Here is a 7,479-nt window from a genome sequence, read left to right as displayed (position 1 = left end):
GAAATACTTACAGTTGTATCTCAACGAGTTTATTTACAAATTAAACAGACGGTATTTTGGAGACAAACTCTTTGACAGACTAGTAATTGCGAATATAACAGGTGCATAAACGGATAATCAGAATCTTTAAACATCCTAATTAACTACCTGCGGATTTTAGGGGAAAAGGATTTAGGACAAAAAATGCGCAATGCATTACCTAATGCATTTTTCTTTGGCCTTACCGGAACGCCTATCAATAAACGAGATAAGAATACTTTTCAATCTTTTGGAGCTGATGAGGATTTAGAGAAAGGTGGATATATTTCAAAATATACTTTCCAAAATTCTGTTGAAGATGGAGCTACGCTTGAATTGAATTTCCAAACAGTGCCGGTAGAGATGCATCTTAACGAAACTCAATTACAAGAAGAATTTGATGAACTGACCGATCAAATATCCGAGGACGAAAAGAACGAATTAGTAAAACGAACTTCTGTTGAAGCATTTTTTACAGCAGAGAAGCGAATTAACGATGTCGCACGTTATATTGTAAATCACTTCAAAGAGTATGTAGAGCCCACTGGAATGAAAGCTCAAGTCGTGGTATATAACCGAGACTGCTGTGTGAAATATAAGAAAGCGATTGATGCTCTTTTGGGTTCGGAAGATGCAACCACTATCGTTATGCATACGGCTGGCGATAAAGCTGATGAGTATAAAGCATACCGTCGTGATAGAGAACAAGAAAGAAAACTTCTTGACCAATTCCGTGATCCATTGTCACCGATTAAAATGGTGATTGTCACTTCAAAGCTGTTGACAGGTTTTGATGCTCCAATTTTGCAATGTATGTATCTTGATAAACCAATGAAGGATCATACGTTGTTACAAGCTATTTGCCGTACGAATAGAAAGTACAATGTTGATAAGAAATGTGGTCTGATTGTAGATTTCGTTGGTGTATTTGATAATGTAGCCAAAAGCCTTGCTTTTGATGAGGAGACGGTAAAAACGGTTGTAAAGAATATTGATGAGATAAAAGTGTTGATACCTCAATTTTTGCAAGAGTGTATTGACTTTTTCCCTGGTGTAGACCGGACAATCGGTGGTTGGGAAGGTTTGCAAGCTGCCCAGCAATGTTTACTTGATGAGTCTACAAAAACGAATTTTGCAAAACATTTTTCACGATTGGCTAAAGCTTGGGAAACAGTAAGCCCGGATGCAATGCTGGCTGCTTATCAGGCGGATTATACTTGGCTGGCTCAGGTATATCAAAGTGTACGTCCTGTTAGTACCGGAGGATCACTCATATGGACTTTATTGGGTGCTAAAACCATTGAAATCATTCATCGTAACATTGATACAATTGATATTGGGACTCCACTTGAGGATCTTGTGGTAGATGGAGATGTAATTGATATGGTGTTGGAGCAAGCCAAAGACAATCCTAAAAAGATATTGGAAGTGGAAAAAATGCTTCGTTTGAGGTTAGGAGAGCATCATGGAGACCCCAATTACAAGGCATTTGCTGAGAAGTTGGATGAACTGCGCCGTCATATGGAGGAAAATCTTATAACTAGTATTGATTTCCTCCGAGGATTGCTCACCCTTGCTAAAGAAGTGCTTGAGGAAGAAAAAAACTCAAATCAACCTCTTGACAAGAGGGAACAAGCTAAAGCTGCTCTTACGGAGTTGTTTGAATCAATTAGAACTGAGGATACTCCTATCATTGTAGAACGTGTAGTTGCTGATATAGATGAAAATGTGGTAGCTATTGTACGTAAGTTTAAAGATGCTTTTAAAAGCATTACAGCTCAGCGAGAGATAAAAAAGAAACTACGTTCTATTCTGTGGGTTAACTACCAGATTAAAGATCAAGAAGTTTTTGATAAGGCTTATCAGTATATTGAGATGTATTATTAATTGGTTGATAAAATAAATTTGTTATGGCTGTTGAATCACACGATAAGAAACTTGATGACCTTCTAAAAATGGTTGAAGAAGGTAAGGCTCAATTACCCGACTTTCAACGTAGTTGGGTTTGGGATGACACGAAGATATGTAAACTAATAGAAAGTATCACATCTGGCTTCCCAATGGGTGCAGCGATGTTTTTGGCTAATGGTGGTGAGCATATCCGTTTTAAGTATCGCACATTTGAAGGTGTGGATTCTATATCAGAAGTTACACCTGAGTGGCTTGTGCTCGATGGACAACAGCGACTCACAACCTTATATCAGGTCTTGAAAAGTAAGAAAGCAACTAATACTCGATTAGAGACCAATCGAGATACAATTATCAAACGCTATTATTATCTAGATATTCGTAAATGTCTAGACTCTACTGCGGACAGATTGGAAGCAATCATATCTGTATCAGAGAAGAAACAGCTTACAACAAATATTGGTCGTGATGTAACGCTGGACTTATCCACAAGAGAGAAAGAATTTGAGAACCTGATGTTTCCCTTGAATATTACGTTTTCTCATAATGATACGGAAGATTGGCATTATGATATGGAAGACTATTACAAAGGTGATAGAGAGTATAGAAATTTATTCCGTGATTTCTCACAGCAGATTCTTCGCCCAATTTTAGAGTATAACATACCTATAATTCAGCTTGATAAAGAAACCCCGAAAGAAGCTGTCTGCCAGATTTTTGAGAATGTAAACACTGGTGGTGTACCTCTTACGGTTTTCGAACTCGTCACAGCTACATTTGCTGCTGAAGGACATGAATTGAGAAAAGATTGGGAGACCATTCGTCATATTTTTGCTCAAAAAGTAAATGGCGAGCTATTGAAAGAAATCACTGGCGCTAATTTTTTGGCAGCAATGACTCTGTTGGTATCATATTATAAAAGAGTGGTTTCAGGTGATGATGAGCGTGTGGCTGTAACATGTAAGAAAAAAGACATTCTTAGGCTTGAATTGAAAGATTATTTGAAGTATCATGACGCTTTGATTAAAGGTTTCTGTGATGCAGCTGATTTCTTAGTACATCAGGGGATTTTCCGTTCCAGAGATCTTCCATATTCGTCACAACTTATTCCACTTGCTGCAATCTTTGCATACGACAACGAAAATAAAAAAATGTTGCATCTTGGAAGCAAACAGGAATTATTGTCTCGTTGGTATTGGTGTGGCGTAATGGGTGAACTATATGGGGGTGCCAATGAAGCTAGATTTGCAACTGATATAATGGGCGTATTCCGTTGGATGGAAGGTGGTGAAATGCCAGAGACTGTATATCGTTCCAATATACAACCAACTCGTTTATTGACCATGCAGACTAGGAATAGTGCAGCGTACAAAGGTGTTATGGCACTTATCTTACAAGATTCACCACTTGATTTTATGACAGGTCATCGTATGGATATAGCATCTTACATTGATGAAGATGCTGATATTCATCATATATTCCCTCAAACTTATTGCGAGAAAAATAACCTTCCACGTATAAAATGGAATTCTGTCATTAATAAGACTCCAATTTATGCATCTTCCAATCGTTCAATAGGAGGACATGCACCAAGTACCTATATTGGAACTATGGCAAATAAGGGATTAAAACAAGTTGAGATACAGGAAGCTATAGAGTCACATAAGGTAAGTTATGCTCATCTTGCATTAGATGATTTCAATGCTTATTTCATAGATCGAGCAAAACAATTGCTTGACAGAATAGAGCAAGCGACAGGCAAATCTGTCTCAGGAAGAGATAGCGAAGAAACAATCCGTGAATTTGGTGTTGCTTTAATATAGATAGCAATCTGTAACAAACTAGAAAAATATGATTAATAAATAGCTGAAAATAAATGAACTGGAGATTTTGGAAGAAAATATGTGCAAATAATTCGATGGAGGATGATAAACAAGTATCATTAACTCCTGCTCTGCTTAATCGTGATAGTGAAAGTGATAAGAAGCAGTATAGGAGTGTTTTGAATCTTGCACGAAAACTAGAAGAGAAAGACATATTGAACATTGCTCTTACTGGTCCTTATGGATCCGGTAAGAGTTCCATTCTTCGCTCTTTGATGAAAGACTATCGTAAATACAAATATCTTTCAATATCTCTTGCTACTCTAAAGTCACCATTAGATGATAAAAAGAATAAAATAGATATTGATACGATGAATAATCGTATTGAATACAGCATTCTTCAACAACTTATTTATAAAGAAAAACAAGAGACGCTTTATAACTCCAGATTAAAAAGGATTTATCATAAATCAACTTGGGCTCAATATGCTTTATCTTTTGCAATAATATTTTATATTGTTGCCTTAATTATTGTATTTGAACCATCATTTTTGGAGGTGGATTGGATTTGCAATCGCTTAAGTAATCCAGTATTAAATAAATGGTCTGATATTTTTGCTCTATCATATATATTTGTTGCAACAATAATATTCGTTCAAAAGACTGTCAAATCATTGAGTAATAGTAAACTGAATAAGTTAAATCTAAAGAATGGAGAGATTGAATTAAAAGAAAACAAAGAAGATACATCCGTTTTCAATAAGCACATGGATGAGATTGTCTATTTCTTTGAGGTTACTGATTATAATGTTGTGATTATAGAAGATTTAGATAGATTTGATAATACGGATATTTTTCTTAAGTTAAGAGAGGTAAATCAACTCTTGAATCAGTCAAACTCTGTGGGGCGTAAAGTTACGTTCATTTATGCGGTTAAAGATGATATGTTTTTTGATGAAGAACGTACTAAATTCTTTGATTATATCACAACTGTAATCCCAATAATCAATTCTTCAAACTCGGCAGACAAACTGAAAGAGGAACTAGAGATAAAAGGCTATTCAGATCTTAATGTCGAGGTAATAGACAGTTTGGCTTTTTTCATTGACGATATGAGATTACTGAAGAATATTGTCAATGAATATGCCCAATATAGAGAAAAACTTGATGAGAAACTTGATCAAAACAAACTTCTTGCAATGATTGTATATAAAAACTACCATCCAAAAGATTTTGCTGATCTGCATAAAGGAAAGGGTGTTTTGTATGATTGTTTGCATAAGAAAAGTGAATTATTGGTTGAGCGCAATAGACAGATTGACGAGCGTATTAATGGAATAACTAAAAAACTTCAATCTTTAGAAGCGACACATGCCATACAAGAAAAAGAATTAAGGCTGATTTATATTGAAGGGTATCGTAGAAAATTATCAAAACAAAATGAAAATAATGCCTTTTTGTTTTTTGTCGAAAACAATTTTATACCTCTTGAAGATATCGCAGAAAATGAAACGTTATTTAATTCCTTTATATCGCAATCCTCATTTCGATATCAATGTTTTAAGAGGCATCAAACTAACACATATTATGGTGTTAGATATTATTATGATACATCTGAAGATAGTTGCAATATTCAATTCAGTCAAATAGAGAAAATAGTTAATTCTACCTTTACCTACCATGAGCGATTAGAAGCCTTGCGAGAAGGGGAAAAAAGATATCGTGAACAAATCAAGATACTAGAATTATCTCGTAATAATCATTATGCTACTCCAATACAAGAACTGTTGCTGGATGTTGATATGCAGACGCATAAAATTTTTAGTGAACTCAATGTCTCTAAAATGCTTGAAGTTTTCTTGAAAGAAGGACTTATAAATGAAGATTACTTTGATTATATATCTTTCTTTTTTGGTAAGTCAATTAATAAGCACGACCATGATTTTATCCTTGAATTAAAACTTCGGCATAGTTTGCCGTATGACTATCATATAGATAAAGTAGGGCAGTGCGTAAAAAACATTCCTGATAAATGTTACAACGATGTAAGTATATTGAATATTCAGGTGGTCGATTGTATTTGTCAGCATCTTGAAGAAGCAAATAACTCAAAACTTCATTCGATAGCACAAGTTATTATGCATAATAAAAAGTGGGACTTTTTGATTGACTTCTATAAATCAGTTGAAGATTCAAGCTCGCTTTTCAACCATTTGGGCAGTATCGTTGATGGATTATGGAAGATCTTCGTGAAACAGAATTCCGATGAATTATTCGAGTCTTGGTTACGATTCCTCGAATTGAACCATTCCACCAAAGAAAGTCGTAACTGGTTGAATAAACACTTCGCATTTATATCTCATAGAGTAGATCTCATAGGTTTTGATACAATCAAACAAATAGTGTCGAATGGAAAACTGATTTTTACAGATATAGATGCAGAGTCTAGGTGTTTGCTTGAGTATGTTGTAGAAAACAAAGCATATATGTTGACACCAGAAAATGTTGTATGCGCATTTGTTCATTATCGAAATGAGAGGGTGGAAACATTGGATAATTATCCTTTAAATGTTACAATACTGAGGAGCTGTAAATCAGCTAAATCTATATCAGATTATATAGATGAATGTTTTGACAATGCACTAAATAATGTATTTATTACAGATACGGCAAAAAAAGAGAGTGTGGGAATTATTCTTGAAATTATTAATTCTGAGGATATAACAGAGGACACAAAACGCAAATACCTTTCTGGGCAACAGAATAAAGTTTCTCTTTCCGATGTTAACAATATACAGTGGGAGTTCGCTATTGAAGTTGATATAGTTATACCAGCATGGCCTGAGATATATGCATTTTATGAGAGTCAGAATAATGTAATGATTTCCAGTTTGCGAATATTCATTACCAAACATATTGATGAATTAACAGATATATCTGAATTGGATGATACTCAGAAAGAACTACTGGCACACAGTGCTTTATTGACATCAGATTTTGAAATTTTGGTATACGATAAACTTGTCAAAATCTTTGATGGAGTTACATTTAAGGATGCGGATATTAACAGTGTAGATAACGCTCATTTTAAGTCGTTACTTTGTGCTGATATGCTTCCATATAGCACATATTATACGACAACAATTAGAGACAATCATAGTGATGTACTTACTTATTATGTAGATAAGTATTTGGATGAGTGTATTATAGAAATAGAGGAGTTGCCTACAGATATGAGGCTATACAAGCATCTTATGAAAAATCCAAGAGTAATCGGTGAAAAAGCTCTAAGTGTAGTTCAACATTTTCTTCCTCATATTGTGTGGGATAACGAATTGGCAAATATCACTCTTCCTGTGTTGAAAAACAATATTGAAAAATTTGATTATGACATAGAGAAGAACATTTTGGTCGCCTCTACTAATTTGCCAGAGCGATTGTCTTTTTTGATAGACTTGGTTGAAAAGTTTAGAGATGATTTTGACATTGTGACAGAATTAATAGAGTCTTTAGGCGATTCTTATCGAAGTATTACAGATAAATCAAAAAAGGCTACTATAGAAAATAATCACATGAATGAAATGCTTTTAGGGAAGCTAAAAACTATTGGATATATCTCATCATATAGAGAAGATGATGATAAACTTCGTGTAAGTCATAAACGTAATCACTAAATCAAATGCAAGAGAATAGAGGAATTTATAACTAAAGTTATGGAAAGAAAAGGGAT

Annotated in this window: 2 protein-coding genes and 2 pseudogenes; all 4 read left to right on the top strand. The window is 34.6% G+C overall.

All coding sequences use genetic code 11. The features are described 5' to 3' along the window. Window positions 1-109, top strand: a pseudogene (locus NBH16_RS02010) (IS1595 family transposase); the annotation flags it as partial. Window positions 110-159: 50 nt separating this feature from the next. Continuing rightward, window positions 160-1,905, top strand: a pseudogene (locus NBH16_RS02005) (type I restriction enzyme subunit R domain-containing protein); the annotation flags it as partial. Window positions 1,906-1,928: 23 nt separating this feature from the next. Then, entirely contained in the window at window positions 1,929-3,749 is a 1,821-nt protein-coding gene (locus NBH16_RS02000) for a GmrSD restriction endonuclease domain-containing protein (RefSeq protein WP_004300582.1), read from the top strand. Between the two features lie 53 nt (window positions 3,750-3,802). After that, entirely contained in the window at window positions 3,803-7,423 is a 3,621-nt protein-coding gene (locus NBH16_RS01995; RefSeq protein WP_004300581.1) for a YobI family P-loop NTPase, read from the top strand. Window positions 7,424-7,479 lie beyond the last annotated feature (56 nt).

Source organism: Parabacteroides sp. Y3-G-102 (assembly GCF_023656845.1).
Classification (GTDB): Bacteria; Bacteroidota; Bacteroidia; order Bacteroidales; family Tannerellaceae; genus Parabacteroides; species Parabacteroides distasonis.
Note: the sequence above shows the minus strand (reverse complement) of the source record. Positions and strands in the feature narration are given on the sequence as shown.

What these genes read in the sequence shown, in the direction of transcription:
- NBH16_RS02000 (WP_004300582.1), top strand. Translation starts at nt 1,929, where the DNA reads ATGGCTGTTGAATCACACGATAAGAAACTTGATGACCTTCTAAAAATG.
- NBH16_RS01995 (WP_004300581.1), top strand. Translation starts at nt 3,803, where the DNA reads ATGAACTGGAGATTTTGGAAGAAAATATGTGCAAATAATTCGATGGAG.